Annotated in this window: 14 protein-coding genes; 6 read left to right on the forward strand and 8 right to left on the reverse strand. The window is 60.6% G+C overall.

The genetic code is table 11. The features are described from left to right. Positions 1–70: 70 nt before the first annotated feature. From FHX10_RS27490 to FHX10_RS27510, 5 genes are all read left to right on the forward strand, one after another. Positions 71–562, forward strand: a complete 492-nt coding sequence (locus FHX10_RS27490; protein ID WP_063475278.1) for a hypothetical protein — start codon at positions 71–73, stop codon at positions 560–562. Positions 563–564: 2 nt separating this feature from the next. Beyond that, positions 565–1,026, forward strand: a complete 462-nt coding sequence (locus FHX10_RS35290; RefSeq protein ID WP_244604805.1) for a hypothetical protein — start codon at positions 565–567, stop codon at positions 1,024–1,026. Between the two features lie 253 nt (positions 1,027–1,279). Further along, on the forward strand, positions 1,280–2,020 hold the full coding sequence (locus tag FHX10_RS27500) for a response regulator (protein ID WP_063475279.1): 741 nt from the start codon (positions 1,280–1,282) through the stop codon (positions 2,018–2,020). Continuing rightward, the gene (locus FHX10_RS27505) at positions 2,017–3,393 is read left to right on the forward strand and encodes an ATP-binding protein (RefSeq protein WP_184390635.1); all 1,377 of its coding nucleotides are present in this window, start codon (positions 2,017–2,019) and stop codon (positions 3,391–3,393) included. Before FHX10_RS27500 ends, FHX10_RS27505 begins: the two co-directional genes overlap by 4 nt. Positions 3,394–3,558: 165 nt before the next feature. Then, complete coding sequence (locus FHX10_RS27510; protein WP_088930353.1) at positions 3,559–4,218, forward strand: DUF3313 domain-containing protein; 660 nt, start codon at positions 3,559–3,561, stop codon at positions 4,216–4,218. Positions 4,219–4,280: 62 nt separating this feature from the next. On the opposite strand, the gene FHX10_RS27515 is transcribed toward FHX10_RS27510, so the two are convergent. The 7 genes from FHX10_RS27515 to FHX10_RS27545 form a co-directional block, all read right to left on the reverse strand. Continuing rightward, positions 4,281–4,454: a DUF1328 domain-containing protein gene (locus tag FHX10_RS27515; protein ID WP_003552965.1), complete on the reverse strand. Its 174-nt coding sequence runs from the start codon at positions 4,452–4,454 to the stop codon at positions 4,281–4,283. A 149-nt stretch (positions 4,455–4,603) separates the two neighbouring features. Beyond that, the gene (locus FHX10_RS27520; protein ID WP_063475282.1) at positions 4,604–6,031 is read right to left on the reverse strand and encodes a gamma-aminobutyraldehyde dehydrogenase; all 1,428 of its coding nucleotides are present in this window, start codon (positions 6,029–6,031) and stop codon (positions 4,604–4,606) included. Between the two features lie 13 nt (positions 6,032–6,044). After that, on the reverse strand, positions 6,045–6,857 hold the full coding sequence (locus FHX10_RS27525; RefSeq protein WP_063475283.1) for an ABC transporter permease: 813 nt from the start codon (positions 6,855–6,857) through the stop codon (positions 6,045–6,047). Beyond that, on the reverse strand, positions 6,847–7,809 hold the full coding sequence (locus tag FHX10_RS27530; RefSeq protein WP_063475284.1) for an ABC transporter permease: 963 nt from the start codon (positions 7,807–7,809) through the stop codon (positions 6,847–6,849). The genes FHX10_RS27525 and FHX10_RS27530 overlap by 11 nt, the downstream gene beginning before the upstream one ends. After that, positions 7,806–8,792 (reverse strand): ABC transporter ATP-binding protein, encoded by a 987-nt coding sequence (locus FHX10_RS27535; RefSeq protein WP_063475285.1) that lies wholly within the window; start codon positions 8,790–8,792, stop codon positions 7,806–7,808. The genes FHX10_RS27530 and FHX10_RS27535 overlap by 4 nt, the downstream gene beginning before the upstream one ends. Positions 8,793–8,998: 206 nt before the next feature. Continuing rightward, positions 8,999–10,159, reverse strand: coding sequence for an ABC transporter substrate-binding protein (locus FHX10_RS27540; RefSeq protein WP_063475286.1), 1,161 nt, complete (start codon positions 10,157–10,159; stop codon positions 8,999–9,001). A 118-nt stretch (positions 10,160–10,277) separates the two neighbouring features. Beyond that, positions 10,278–11,186 (reverse strand): LysR family transcriptional regulator, encoded by a 909-nt coding sequence (locus FHX10_RS27545; protein WP_047616258.1) that lies wholly within the window; start codon positions 11,184–11,186, stop codon positions 10,278–10,280. A 179-nt stretch (positions 11,187–11,365) separates the two neighbouring features. Here FHX10_RS27545 and FHX10_RS27550 point away from each other — a divergent pair, with 179 nt between their 5' ends. Then, positions 11,366–12,115, forward strand: a complete 750-nt coding sequence (locus tag FHX10_RS27550; RefSeq protein WP_063475287.1) for a hypothetical protein — start codon at positions 11,366–11,368, stop codon at positions 12,113–12,115. Between the two features lie 168 nt (positions 12,116–12,283). On the opposite strand, the gene lysS is transcribed toward FHX10_RS27550, so the two are convergent. Beyond that, a complete protein-coding gene (gene lysS / locus FHX10_RS27555; RefSeq protein WP_063475288.1) occupies positions 12,284–13,780 on the reverse strand; it encodes a lysine--tRNA ligase in 1,497 nt (498 codons plus the stop codon). Between the last annotated feature and the right edge of the window lies 1 nt (position 13,781).

Consider the following 13,781-nt stretch of genomic DNA (forward strand, 5'->3'; position numbering starts at 1 on the left):
ATAAAACCGAATAAAACCGAACAAACAGCAGCGCCGATGCGGGCTAAACTTCTGGCGACAGGTCAGGAGTATGCCAGTGATGTCATCAGTGCAAAGCAACCAGCAAAAGCCAATTCTCGTCTTTCTCGGCAAAGGCGCTGCCTGCGGTATCGTCTCGAAGCTGAATGAGAACGGATATGCCGCGACGGCTGTATCTTCCATACCGGAGCTCTTCGACGCTTTGCGCTCGGACCGATATTGTCTGGCGGTAACGATGCGGGCGGATATCGACCTGGTGCGAAACATCAAGCCGATACCAGTCATCAATCTGGAGGTGTTTTTCCATGCCATCCAGCCGACAGCAAAGTCGGTTCCTTCCTCGAAAGAATTCGACAGCGATGCCTTTCTGAGAAGGATCGCGGCGCTTACGGAGTCAAAGACAGCCAGGATTGCTGCGGTCCAAAGAACGCCAACTCTCAATGAGACGGTGATTGCAGCCGCGGCGAAGGCATCCCGGTGGCGTGCCGCCACATCTCTGCTTCTAAGTCGCCGCGCCTCGCCCCGCGCAGAGCGAGCCGACTAGCGGTGGCCGAATTCCCGTCGCAGAACCGGACTTCGCTGGGCCTGGATCCGGACCATCCGGCCCCGCCTTGCCGGCCGATCACGCGCCTTGCGGACGGATCTCATCGGCGTCGTTCCATCGGGTTTCGTCGGTTTGAAGGCGTCATTCCAAAACGCGAAGTCTTCACTTGGTGCGGGTGTCTTTTGATGTTCCAGTTATTGGGGGCGGCCTCGGCAAGCGGGTACATCATTACGGCACTGTTTCTGCTCGTGGCGATCGGTCGTCTCGCCAGAAACGCCCTTCATAAACTCACCGCCCGGCTCCCCAAGCGTTCCGCGTTGAAGCACTATGCGACGGCGAGCCTCTCGCTGTTATTCTTTTGTCTGCTGGTCATCCGCGTCTGTTTCGTCGCCACGGTTATCATCGACAGCACAATCCGAGATGACCATGTGAAAGTCAGTGGCGATCCCGAAAGGCAGTTTTGATACCGGGCGCCGTGTCGGCGACGTTGGCATCCCTGTTCGCAACATTTCGCAACATTATCGAACATAGCATTGCACGAGACCTGATAAGGCGGAGCCGTATCGGTGTGGCAGCTGATATCGTACGGAGAAAAATGCCTGGCGACACGACATTGGAGATTTTAACCACCGTGATCGATGGCGGATGAGGCCGCCTGATTGATAAAGGCGGAAACGTGATAATTTCGCGCCGACAGGACTCCTGGCAAGAGAGCAAATGACGATGGCATATGAAATGGCAGTTCCCAATCAGGCTCATATCCTCATCGTCGAAGACGATTCCGCGATCGCCGATATGCTGGTGGACCTCGTCCGGACCAGCGGCTTCGAAGCCTCGTCGGTGGAGAGCGGCGCGGCCATGGACCGAATGATGGCGCGACAGCAATTCGATCTCATCGTCCTCGATGCGATGTTGCCGGGGGAGGACGGCTTCAGCATCTGCAGGCGGCTTCGCGCTTCGCGCTCGGTGCCGATCCTGATGCTGACGGCGCTCCAGGAGGATATCGACCGCATTCTCGGCCTGGAGCTCGGTGCTGACGACTATGTCACGAAACCATTCAACTCACGCGAGCTGCTGGCCCGGATCAAGAGCATTCTCCGCAGATCGTCATATGCGCACCATCACGAGGAAACGCTTGGGCCCATGACGTTTTCGGGATGGCGCATCGATCCGAAAAGCCGTCAACTTCTCGACGCGGACGGCGCGCAGGTTTCCCTGACAACCGCGGAGTTCGATATCCTCCTGGCATTCTGCTGCAATCCCAATAAGGTTTTGACGCGCGAACAGCTTTTGTCGATGACACATGCAGGGTCGGCAGGGCCGGTGGAACGCAGCATCGACGCCCACATCAGCCGGGTCAGGCAAAAGATAGAGCCAAATCTGAAAGACCCGACGTTCATCAAGACGGTGCGCTTGGGGGGCTATCTTTTCGCATCCAAGGTAGAGCGGCTCTCGTGAGAAATTTCCGGCGCGCTTCGATCCAGAGCCAGATCCTCATATTGGCGACCTTCCTTGTCGTGCTGGTTTCCGTCGTGGCGACCGCGATGGAGCCCTATATCTACGGCCGTCATGATCGCGGCTTTCAAAACGGCCTGTTTGCCGGCAGGGCGGCGATGGTCGCCGAGCAATTTGCGCAGGCAAGGTCAGTCGAGGACGAAGCCGCGGTTCTCAAGAGAGCAGCGGCACTCGGCGTTGGGGTCGAAAAATTGTCCCTGGATCAGCCGCTTGCCGGCAAACAGCCGATGGTAGCTGCAAGCGAGATCGTGGCGCGCATCGACGCGCTGCTCGCCGACAATATTTTCGCGGCATTTCATCGTTTCGTCATGGGTCAATCGCATCCAGACGTGCTGACTGTCGGAATTGACGACAGGCGTGCTCTCATCTTTCAACTGCCGGTTTTTCCCAGCTATCTGTGGTTCGTTCCGGCAGCTGCAAGCGGATTTTTGAAAATCGTCATTCCGTTGGTGCTGCTCGCATATTTCAGCAGCCGGCTTATTACCGAACCTCTGAGGCGCTTTGCTGCCGCTGCCAAACGCGCGAGCATGGAAGGCAGCCTGGAAAAGCCTTTCGAACCGGATGGCGCAGCCGAGATCCGAAGCCTGGCGGAATCGCTCAACGTCATGAGCGATCGCATCCAGAGCATGGCGGAGGATCGAACAAGAGTGCTGAGCGGCGTGGGTCATGATCTCAGGACACCGCTGACGAGATTGCGGATGCGTGCCGAGCGTTCCTCAGAGCCGGAACTTCGCAGCCTGATGCTCGCCGATATCGCCACTTTGAATTTCATGATCGACGAGTGCCTGGCCTATTTCAAAGATCCATCGGTGAGGGCGGTCGATCGAAAGGTCGATATCTCAAGCCTGCTGCAGACGATTACGACCGATTTCTCCGACACCGGCGTCGATGTGCGGTTCACCGGTCCGCGGCGACTGGCGTTTGTCTGCAAACCTCAGGCGCTGACCCGCGCGATGACCAATCTGGTCGAAAACGCGTCCCGTTATGCAACGCAGGTCGAAATCGAGTTGCAAGGCCGTGACGATGGCGGGATCCGGATAGAGGTGAGGGACAATGGTCCCAGTCTGACGGACGAGCTCAAGGCGAAGGTTCTGGAGCCATTCTTCAAGGGGGACAAATCGCGGCAGATCGCCGCCGCAGGCGGTTCCGGGCTTGGGCTTGGTCTTCCGATCGCCCAAGGGATCGTCACCAAAGCGCATAACGGACAATTGACGTTGTTGGACGGAAAACCACGCGGCCTGGTCGTCGTGATCGATCTGCCCGCTCGTCAGGTGATCCAGCCCGAAGGCTCGCCGTCGATCCCTTCATCACACTGACTGCCGGCCGACCGACGGCGTGGTCATGCGTCGCGTCGCGCTGGTTGGTCGCAAAGAGGGTTTGCGAACATTTCCGCATATCATAACAAACACAGCAACATCCGAATTCCATAAAACCGGTGCCAGCAGATGCCGTTCGGCATTTCCAAAGCTGGAGCCAAGCCATTGATAAAAAATTTGAAAATCGGCGCCGCACTGATGCTCGCCTGCTTGGGCGTTGCCGCATGCACGACCCCTGACCCGACGGTGTATTCCGGACTTGCTTCGGCATCACAGCTTCGACCGAACATTGAGGATAAGACCGGCCGCGTGCCATATCGCTATCAGACGAATGCCAACTGGAGCCAGTACAACAGGATCATCGTAGATCCCGTTACGGTCTATAACGGCCCTGACAATCAGTTCGGCAAGGTTTCCGAAAAGGACAGGATTTTCCTCGCCAATTACATGCAGCAGCAATTCACGGAAAAATTGAAGACACGCTTTGCCGTCGTCAGCACGCCTGCTCCGGCAACGCTCAGATTGCATCTGACGCTGACGGGCGCGAAGGCAACAACTGCGGTGCTCGGAACGGTCACGCGCATCGACGTCGCCGGCGGATTGTACAACACCGTCCAGGCGGCGCGCGGCCGAGAAGGCTCGATGACCGGTTCGGTGAACTATGCCGTGGAGATCTATGATGCTGCGAGCAATCGTCTCCTGTCTTCCTATGTCACCAAGCAATATCCGAATGCGATGAATATCGGTGCAAGCTTCACGGCGATGGATGCCTCGATGGTTGGCGTCCGGAAAGGCGCCGACGCGCTCCTTGCGGAGTTGAAATAGCCGGTTGGGTCAATGAGCGTGGACATGTTCTACGTCCACGCTCATTGCCGCTGCGTTTCCGCTCACAAGATCGCCTGGCCGGCCATCAGCGCAAGGACGAGGAAAATCAGGAAGATCACCAGCGCGATGCCAAAAAGAACGCGGGCGATCGTCGCGGTTGCTGCCGATACGCCGGAAAAACCGAAGAAGCCGGCGATGATCGAAATCACGAAAAATATGAGAGCCCATTTCAGCATGGCGTCATCCTTTGCGTTTTGCCTGGGAAGACGCAGCAACCGGGAAAATGTTCCAGATCGTCGGTATGGAAGGCGCTGATCTTCGGCCTGCCCCTCCCGGTGCTGCTGATGGGTGTAACGTCGAATTTCGTATCCTTGCCTTCTCCCGATCAGCCGTGATTGATCATCACGTGGCGCACGGCGGTGTAGTCCTCCAGCGCGTAGACCGACATGTCCTTGCCGTAGCCCGACTGTTTGAGGCCGCCATGCGGCATCTCGTTGACCAGCATGAAATGGGTGTTGATCCAGGTGCAGCCATATTGCAGGCGGGCGGCGGTCTTCATGCCGCGGCCGATATCCCTCGTCCAGACGGAGGAGGCGAGGCCGTAATCGCTGTCGTTTGCCCAGGCAACGGCATCGTCGGCATCGGAGAAGCGGGTGACCGAGACGACCGGGCCGAAGACTTCGCGGCGGACGATCTCGTCGTCTTGCAAGGCGCCTGCTATGACGGTCGGGGCGAAGAAGAAGCCTTTGTCGCCGGAAACCTTGCCGCCAGTGGTGATCTCCATATGCTTGTGTTCGGAAGCGCGGGCGACGAAGCTTTCGACACGGTCGCGCTGGCGCCTGGAGATCAGCGGCCCGATCTCATTTTCGGTATCGTCGGCCTGGTTGAAGCGGATGCTTCCGACGGCTGAGGAGAGATCGGCGACGAAATTGTCGTAGATCCTGGCGTCGGCATAGATGCGGCAGGCCGCGGTACAGTCCTGACCGGCGTTGTAATAGCCGAAAGTGCGGATGCCGGCGACGACGGCATCGATATCGGCGTCGTCGAAGACGATGACCGGCGCCTTGCCGCCGAGTTCCAGATGGGTGCGCTTGACCGTCTTGGCGGCGGCCTGCAGCACCTTCTTGCCGGTGGCGACATCGCCTGTTATCGAGACCATGCCGATCTTGGCATGGTTGATCAGGGCGTTGCCGACGCTTTCGCCGCGCCCGAGGATGACGTTGACGACACCTTCGGGAAGGATTTCGGAGAGCAGTTTCGCCATTTTCAGCGACGTCAGCGGCGTCTGTTCCGATGGTTTGAAGACGACGGTGTTGCCGCCGGCGATCGCCGGCGCCAGCTTCCAGGCCATCATCATCAGCGGATAGTTCCATGGCGCGATGGAGCCGACGATGCCGATCGGATCGCGGCGGATCATCGAGGTGTGGCCAGGCAGATATTCGCCGGCGGCCGGGCCGTGCAGGTTGCGCACGGCGCCGGCGAAGAAGCGATAACAATCGACGATCGCCGGGATTTCGTCGTTCAGCACCGCATTGATCGGCTTGCCGCAGTTCAGCGCTTCCAGAGTCGCGAAGCCGACCGCATCCTTCTCGATGGCGTCGGCGATCTTCAGCAGGTAGCCGGAACGCTCGCCCGGCGTCGTCTGCGACCAGCGTGCGAAGGCCTTTTCAGCAGCGTCGACGGCGGCGTCGATCTGGGAAAGCGAGGCTTCGGGAAGGTCGATCACCGTCTCGCCCGTCTTCGGGTTCAGGATGTGCTCTTCCGTCTCCGTGCCTTTTTCGAAGCGGGAACCGATCAGCATTTGGGTATCCATGATGTTCTCCCTGTTATTTGCCGGCGCCGGCGATCTGGTCGCCGTCGCGGGTGAGGTAGTAGGCTGCCAGGATCGGCAGGAAGGTGACGAGCACCACGACCATGGCGACCACGTTGGTGACCGGGCGCTGGCGCGGGCGGATGAGTTCTTCGAGCATCCAGATCGGCAAGGTCGATTGCTGGCCGCCGGTGAAGGTGGTGACGATGACCTCGTCGAAAGACAGGGCGAAGGCAAGCATGCCGCCGGCAAGAAGAGCGGTGCCGATATTCGGCAGGATGACATGGCGGAAGGTCTGGAAGCCGTCGGCGCCGAGATCCATTGAGGCTTCGATCAGCGAGCCGGAGGTGCGGCGGAAGCGGGCGACGGCATTGTTGTAGACGACGACCACGCAGAAAGTGGCGTGGCCGAGCACGATGGTCCAGACCGAAAACGGGATGTCGAACAGGCTGAAGGCGGAGCGCAGCGCAATGCCGGTGATGATGCCGGGAAGGGCGATCGGCAGGATGACCAGCAGCGAAATCGCCTCGCGGCCGAAGAATTTCGTCTGGCTGACGGCGGCCGCACAGAGCGTGCCGAGCACCAGCGCGATCGCCGTGGCGATGACGGCGACCTGTACGGAGAGGCTGAGCGCCGACCAGACATCCGGCCGGTTCCAGGCAACGGGGAACCATTGCAGGGTCAGTCCCGGCGGTGGCCACTGATAGCTTTTTTCCTCGGTCGTGAAGGCATAGACGAAGATCAACAGGATCGGCAGATGCAGGAAGAGCAGTCCGACGGCTGCGGCGATCTTCAAAGCCAGCGGCGATGTCTTGAGGTCAGAGCGCATCGAAGGCCCCCATCTTCTTGGCGAGCGACAGGTAGAGCGCCATGATGACGATCGGCACGACGGAGAAGGCTGCCGCCAGCGGCACATTGCCGGCCGTTCCCTGCTGGGCATAGACCGCCTGGCCGATGAACAGCCTGGACGAGCCGATGATCTGCGGGATGATGTAATCGCCCAATGTCAGCGAGAAGGTGAAGATCGAGCCGGCGACGATGCCGGGCAGCGCCAACGGCAGCAGCACGGTGCGGAAGGTCTGGCGCGGCGTGGCACCGAGATCCGCCGAGGCCTCGATCAGGTTGCCGGGCACGCGCTCCAGGGCCGCCTGCGTCGGCAGGATCATATAGGGAAGCCAGATATAGACGAAGACGATGAAGGTGCCGAGGTAGCTCACCGACAGCGAATTGCCGCCGATGACGGGCAGATTCAGGACGGCGTCGAGCAGCCAGGAGAGATGGAGCCTCTCAAAGATCCAGGTGAGGATGCCTTCCTTGGCGAGGATCAGCTTCCAGGCGTAGATCTTGACGAGATAGCTCGACCAGAGCGGCAGCATGACGCCGAGATAGAAGAGCGCCTTCCATTTGCCTTGCGCATAACGCGCCGCGTAATAGGCGATCGGAAAGGCGATCAGGGCGGAAGCGACGGTGACCAGCGCCGCCATGACGACGGTGCGGATGATGATGTCGAAATTCGCAGGATTCAGCAGCTGGGCATAGGTCGAGAGGGTGAATTCGTAATTCACCAGGCCGGAGAAATCGTCGATCGAGAAGAAGCTCTGCAGAAGCAGGGCGATCAGCGAGCCGATATAGATGATCCCCAGCCAGAGCAGCGGCGGCGTCAGCATCAGCAAGAGCAGCAGCTTCGGGTGCCGCCAGAAGGCATCCGACAATTGGCCGAAGAAGCCGCCGCGCCCCGGAAGGATCGATGTCTTGCCGCCTGACATGGTGAGTGCCGTCATGCCGCATCGTCCATATAGTGGATATCGGCCGGCTGCCAGGCGAGGTGGATGCTCGCTCCGACATCCGGCACCGGCGTGCCTGCCGGCAGCATGACATGCAGCCGGCTGCCCTTGAGGTCGACGCTGAGACGCGTGGCTGCGCCGAGGAAACTTGCGTTTTCGACTTTCGCCTCGACGCCGTCGCCTGTCAGCCGGATCGCCTCGGGACGCAGGCTCGCCCAGCGTTTCTCACCGCCGAGCAAGGCCATGAGATCAGGCGCGATGACGTTCGAGGAGCCGACGAAATCGGCGACGAAGCGGGTCTTCGGGCAGCGATAGATATCCTGCGGCGTGCCTTGCTGGACAATATTGCCATCGTTGAAGACGGCGACGCGATCGGCCATCGACAGCGCCTCGCCCTGATCGTGGGTGACGAAAACGAAGGTGATGCCGAGCGCGCGCTGCAGGCTCTTCAATTCCTCCTGCATCTGCTCGCGCAGCTTCAGGTCCAGCGCGCCGAGCGGCTCGTCGAGCAGCAGCACTTTCGGCTTGTTGACCAGCGCGCGGGCGAGCGCCACGCGCTGCCGCTGGCCACCGGACAGCTGACCGGGGCGGCGGGCGCCGTAGCCCGGCAGCTTGACGAGTTCCAGAGCATCGCCCGCCGCCTTCATCCGCTCCGCCTTGCCGATACCCTTGACCATCAGCCCATAGGCAACATTGTCGAGGATATTGAGGTGCGGAAAAAGCGCGTAGTCCTGGAATACGGTGTTGACGTTGCGGCGATAGGGCGGAACGCCGTCGGCCGTCTCGCCGAAGATCTGGATATGGCCCGATGTCGGCTGTTCGAAGCCGGCGATCAATCTCAGGCAGGTCGTCTTGCCGGAGCCGGAAGGTCCGAGCATGGCGAAGAATTCGCCGGGCGCGATCTCGAGATCGACGCCGTCGACGGCGCGAACCTGGCCGAAATGGCGAGATACCTGCTGGAAGCGGACGGCTGACGTCATGGGAGCTCCGGGTCGTGTGTGTTCAGAGAGAGGCTCGGTCTTGGTCAATAAAGACCCGGCCCCAAACCCCTCCCCCACAAGGGGGAGGGGCTTAACCTGCCGTACCCTTTCGCAAATACCTTGGTGTTTCGGCAGGATTCGGCGGTGCCGTTCAGCACCCCTCTCCCTTATGGGAAGGGGACCTTATGCGCGCGGACCGGCCCGGTTCATCGCCCGCCGATCACGCCGATATAATCCGACACCCAGCGATGATAGGGCACGCATTCGCTCTGCGTCGCGCATTTGGCCACGGGCGTCTTCCAGAACTTGATCTTGTCGAAATGATCGAAGCCGTTGGTGGCGCAGCCGGTTTCGCCCATCAGTTCGTTGCCCTTGCAGGCGGCGGGAACCGAGGGCACGGCGCCGAACCAGGCGGCGGCATCGCCCTGGACCTTGGCCTTCAGCGAATGTTCCATCCACATATAGGCGCAGTTCGGATGTTCGCTGTCGGCATGCAGCATGGTGGTGTCGGCCCAGCCGGTGACGCCTTCTTCCGGAAAGGTGGAGGCGATCTTCTGCTTGTCGGCCTGCAGCAGGTTCACCTGGAAGGGCCAGGAGCCGGAAGCGACGACGCCTTCGTTCTTGAAGTCGTCGATCTGGATCATTGCGTCGTGCCAGTAGCGCGAGACGAGCTTGCGCTGGCCGCGCAATAGGTCGAGGGCGGCCTTGTACTGGTCCTCGGTCAATTCGTAGGGATCCTCGATGCCGAGATCCGGCTTGTGGGCCATCAGATACATGGCGGCGTCGGCGATGTAGATCGCGCCGTCATAGGCCTGGACGCGGCCCTTGTTCGACTTGCCGTCGGGCAGCGTCTGCTCCTCGAAGACGACGCCCCAGCTGGTCGGCGCCTTGTCCTTGAAGGCATCGGTATTGTACATCAGCACGTTCGGGCCCCAGAGATAGGGCACGCCGTAATGGACGCCGCCGACCGTATACCAGGGGCCATTCTGCAGACGCTCGTCGACGGTCTTGAAGCTCGGGATCAGATCGGTGTTGATCGGCTGGACGCGCTTGCCGGCGATGAGGCGCAGCGAGGCGTCGCCGGATGCCGTGACAAGATCGAAACCGCCTTCGTTCATCAGCGAGACCATTTCATCCGAGGTGGCGGCGGTCTTGACGGAAACCTTGCAGCCGGTCTCCTTTTCGAAATCGGTGACCCAGTCATAGTTCTTGTCGGTTTCGCCGCGTTCGATATAACCGGCCCAGGCGACGATGCTGACCGCACCTTCACCCTTGCCGAGCGCCTTCAGCGGTTCGGCGGCGATCACCTGCGTCGCGACGCTGAGGCAGGCAAGCGCTGCCGTGCAGGATTTCAAGAGATTCGTCATCATCGTCTCCCGGTCTGATGCCACTTCTGTGGCGGTTTGTTCCCGGATGAAAAGGTGACGCGAAAAGGTCGCTTTCGCAAATTCATTTATCAGAAGGGCGTTATCGGAAATTCCGATATCAGCGGATGCGACCGGAACGCAGGCTTTCGGCGATGCCGACGAAATCGCGCGCCGCCTGCGGCAGGCTGGAGCCCTTGCGCCAGACCATGCCGACCTGGACGACCGGCAGCGAACCGGAGACGTCGCGGCTCTCGATGCGGTCGCCTTCGAGCGACCATGGTCGGTAGACGAGATCGGGAAGCAGCGCCACGCCGGCGCCCGTTGCGACCAGGCTGCGTACTGCCTCCACCGAGCGGGTGCGGAAGGCGACATGCGGGCGGGCGCCGAGTGCCGAGAGCAGTTTGCCGGTATTCTCCTCGATTTCGTCGACCGTCAGCATGATCAACGGTTCGCGGGCGATGTCGGCGACCGAGATGATGTCGGCCGACACCAGCGGATGGCCCATCGGCAGCCACAGTCGATAGGGCGAGGTTTCGAGGATTTCCGCCTGCAGCGCCATGCGGTCGCGCAGGTTTGAGATCACCATGACGGCGACATCCAGTTCGCCGCCGACCAGGAGATGTTCGAGGTAACCGCCATTGTCCTCGATAGCGCTGACCTCGATGCCCGGGCAGGCGCGTCGGTATCGCGCCAGGAGATCGGAGAGGACGTAGCCGGCGACGAGCGAGGTGACGCCGATGTTCAGCGTGCCGGAAAGGGTGCTTTGCTGGCCGGAGAAGCTGGTTCGCGCATCGGAGACGGAAGCCAGGATCTTCGTCGCGTGACGCAGGAACTGGTGGCCGTTGTGAGTGATCGTCAGGCCGCGTGGATGGCGCTCGAACAGCTCGACGCCGAGGTCGGTTTCGAGCTCCTTCAGCGCTTCCGTTACCGAGGATTGCGAGATCGAAAGGTTCTGCGCGGCGCGCGTTACCGAACCCTGTTCGGCGACGGCGACGAAATATTGAACCTGACGAAGCGTGAAGGCCATGGGCGTTTAGAGCATGGCGGAACAGGCCGTGGCAAGCGGCCTAAAAAAGTGGACCTTTTTTGGTGTTTTTCCAAAATGGCGCAGGCTTTACGCGCCCACTTAAACTTTCTGAAACGTCATTTCCTTAGCGTTCTCAGCACTAGTCCTGCGTTGGAGTTTCAGATGGCGGAGCAGTTGGCGTGAAGGCCTTACTGCGCATCTTCCGGCCTTCCCGGAAATTGGCAATCATCATCGGTGGAGTCGCTCTTCTGGCGGGCGTTTCCGGCGGCGCGGCGGTCTATGTCGGCAAGGACAGGCTGATCGGTGCAACTGGCGGTGGCTACGGGCTCGAATGCAGCGACGTCAACCTCGTGACCATCCGCAAGCAGAACCACATCTGGATACGGAAATACATCAAGACCGAACCGACCGACGGGATGACACGCGTCAAGACAGCACTTCGTGTCGCCCAGGCCGTCTACGCCGCGCAAAAGCCGGATCTGGTGCAGGTGGTGGTGCTCGACGAGAACGGGCCGACGCTGCGTGCCGACATTCGCGGCCGGGCGATCGGCGCCGATGTCGTCTATATCCCGCATCCCGATCAGACCGTTCCCGGCCTCGACGACAAGTCCTATACGGCGCGCTATTATGACGGCAAGGCCAGCGAAAACGGGCTGTTCTTCGGCGAACGGATAGAGATGCCGTCCGAGGAGGTCGCCATGATCAGCGCTGCCTTCAAGGACCCCGAGGATTGTGTCGATCCGGTCGCGGTGGGCTCGACGAAGAATGGGGAAAAAGTCAAGGAAACGAAGGCCGCCGGCGGCGGCCATGGTGGCGCACCGGCGGGCGAAAGCGAAGCTGCGCCTGCCACAGAGGGCGGGAGTGCCGATGTGGTGGCGGAAGCCCCGGCCGAAGAGCCGCCCGAGCCCGCGCCTGCCAAGGCACACTGAACAAACGGCATGAAAACAGCGGAGCGCCGGCGACAGCACCGCGCGGCTTTCAGACGCGCAAAGGACGCTATAGCACTTTGAATCGCTGCATAATTTTATTCTTGAATCGATTCCGATTTAAGGAATTATGCAGTCGCACTCCGCTTCGTTTCTCTACGTCTTTTTCCGTCAGTCGGCCTTGTTGCGGCGGGCCGGGAAGAGGATGACGTCGCGGATCGACGGCGCGTTGGTGAGAAGCATGATGAGGCGGTCGACGCCGATGCCGAGGCCGCCGGCCGGCGGCATGCCCTGATCGATCGCGTCGAGGAATTCCTCGTCCAGCTGCTTTTCCTTTTCGCCGCGGGCATGCGCCTGTTCGAGCTGCTCGACCATGCGGCGGCGTTGCTCCTCGGGATCGTTGAGTTCCGAAAAGGCGTTGCCGAGTTCCCAGGCGTTGCAATAAGTCTCGAAGCGTTCGACCAGGCGCGGTTCGCCCGGCACTTCCTTGGCGAAAGGCGAGATGTCCTTCGGGAAATGCGTGACATGCGACGGCTGGATCAGTGTCGATTCAACCTTTTCCTCGAAGATGAAGGCGAGGCATTCGCCCCAGGTCCAATCCTTCTCGACCGCGAAGCCGGCAGCCTTGGCGGCGGCGCGTGCCTCTTCATCGGTCTTGATGGCGCGGAAATCGATGCCGGTGGCTTCCTTGACGGCGTCGGGCATCGGCACGCGCTTGAACGGTCCCTTGAAGGAGATCCGCTTGTCGCCGAAGTCGAATTCCGTCGTGCCGTGAATGGAGAGCGCCAGGGTCTCGAACAGCCGCTCGACGAGGTCCATGACGTCCTCGTAATCGGCATAGGCCCAGTAGCACTCCATCATGGTGAATTCGGGATTGTGCCGGGTGGAGACGCCTTCGTTGCGGAAGTTCCGGTTGATCTCGAAGACCTTGTCGGTGAGGCCCGAGACCAGCGTGCGCTTGAGGAACAGTTCCGGCGCGATGCGCAGGTACATGTCGAGCTTCAGAGTGTTGTGATGCGTCTTGAACGGCTCGGCGGTGGCGCCGCCATAGACCGAATGCAGCATCGGCGTCTCGACTTCCATGAAGCCGTCATTTTCCATGAAGCGGCGGATGCCGGAGACGATCTTCGAGCGCTGCTGGAAGCGGAGCTTCGAATCCTCGTTGGTCATGATGTCGAGATGGCGCTTGCGGTACCGCAGCTCGATGTCGGAGAGGCCGTGCCACTTCTCGGGCATCGGCAGCAGCGACTTCGTCAGCATTTCGATCTTCTGCGCATTGATCGTCAGCTCGCCACGCTTGGTGCGGCGGACGATGCCCGTGACGCCGATGATGTCGCCGATGTCGATCATCGGCAGCAGGGCGCGGGCCTCCTCGCCGGTGACGTCCTTGTGCGAGAAGATCTGGATCTTGCCGGAGGCGTCATGGATATCCATGAACATGCCGGAGTTGCGCGAGGAATAGACGCGGCCGGCGACGGTGACGACATCCTGCGTCTCTGTATCCGGCTCCAGGCTCTCGTATTTCGCGGTCAGCTCGGCATTGCCCATCGTCCGATGAAAATGCGCCGGATAGACCTCGCCGATCTGTTCGCGCAGCAGCTTCAGCTTCTGGGCGCGCACCTCAGTCGCGTCGGAGGAGAGGGTGTTTTCGGTCTTGTTGTCAGCCACT

It is taken from the genome of Rhizobium sp. BK591 (assembly GCF_014195045.1).
Classification (GTDB): domain Bacteria; phylum Pseudomonadota; class Alphaproteobacteria; order Rhizobiales; family Rhizobiaceae; genus Rhizobium; species Rhizobium anhuiense.

What these genes read in the sequence shown, in the direction of transcription:
- FHX10_RS27490 (WP_063475278.1), top strand. Translation starts at nt 71, where the DNA reads ATGCCAGTGATGTCATCAGTGCAAAGCAACCAGCAAAAGCCAATTCTC.
- FHX10_RS27500 (WP_063475279.1), top strand. Translation starts at nt 1,280, where the DNA reads ATGACGATGGCATATGAAATGGCAGTTCCCAATCAGGCTCATATCCTC.
- FHX10_RS27515 (WP_003552965.1), bottom strand. Translation starts at nt 4,454, where the DNA reads ATGCTGAAATGGGCTCTCATATTTTTCGTGATTTCGATCATCGCCGGC.
- FHX10_RS27520 (WP_063475282.1), bottom strand. Translation starts at nt 6,031, where the DNA reads ATGGATACCCAAATGCTGATCGGTTCCCGCTTCGAAAAAGGCACGGAG.
- FHX10_RS27525 (WP_063475283.1), bottom strand. Translation starts at nt 6,857, where the DNA reads ATGCGCTCTGACCTCAAGACATCGCCGCTGGCTTTGAAGATCGCCGCA.
- FHX10_RS27530 (WP_063475284.1), bottom strand. Translation starts at nt 7,809, where the DNA reads ATGACGGCACTCACCATGTCAGGCGGCAAGACATCGATCCTTCCGGGG.
- FHX10_RS27535 (WP_063475285.1), bottom strand. Translation starts at nt 8,792, where the DNA reads ATGACGTCAGCCGTCCGCTTCCAGCAGGTATCTCGCCATTTCGGCCAG.
- FHX10_RS27540 (WP_063475286.1), bottom strand. Translation starts at nt 10,159, where the DNA reads ATGACGAATCTCTTGAAATCCTGCACGGCAGCGCTTGCCTGCCTCAGC.
- FHX10_RS27545 (WP_047616258.1), bottom strand. Translation starts at nt 11,186, where the DNA reads ATGGCCTTCACGCTTCGTCAGGTTCAATATTTCGTCGCCGTCGCCGAA.